At 62.3% G+C, this 552-nt stretch carries 1 protein-coding gene; it reads right to left on the reverse strand.

Annotation, left to right across the window (positions count from 1 at the left end):
* Nucleotides 1-552: immunoglobulin-like domain-containing protein (locus LVS58_RS24970; RefSeq protein WP_233693245.1), on the reverse strand; the 552-nt coding region annotated here is incomplete at both ends.

Consider the following 552-nt stretch of genomic DNA (forward strand, 5'->3'; position numbering starts at 1 on the left):
ATTACCGCCCGTGGCGTTCTCGATGGTGACGCTGACGGTCGAACCGTTGTTGTAGACGTCATTCGCCGGGGTCTGGAAATCAACGCTGCCCTGGGTTTTACCCGCTTCAACGGTAATGGTCTGGCCGTTGGACAGGGTCACGGTCACCGGCGTCTGGGCAGGGTTGCTCAGGGTCACGGTGTAGGTGATCACGCCGCCTTCAGTCACGCTTGGCGACGCGGTCAGGGTTGCAGTGGTGGTGTCGACCGAGTCATTGATTGTGGTCTGAGCTGGCGTCGGGTTCGGGGTCAGCTGCTCGAAGTTGCCGCCTGTGGCGTTCTCGATGGTGACGCTGACGGTCGAGCCGTTGTTGTAAACGTCATTGGCCGGGGTCTGGAAATCAACGCTGCCCTGGGTTTTGCCCGCTTCAACGGTAATGACCTGGCCGTTGGACAGGGTCACGGTCACCGGCGTCTGGGCAGGGTTGCTCAGGGTCACGGTGTAGGTGATCACGCCGCCTTCGGTGACCGACGGGCTCGCCGTCAGGGTCGCGGTGGTGGTGTCGACCGAGTC

The organism is Pseudomonas sp. JR33AA (genome assembly GCF_021378985.1).
Taxonomy (GTDB): domain Bacteria; phylum Pseudomonadota; class Gammaproteobacteria; order Pseudomonadales; family Pseudomonadaceae; genus Aquipseudomonas; species Aquipseudomonas alloputida.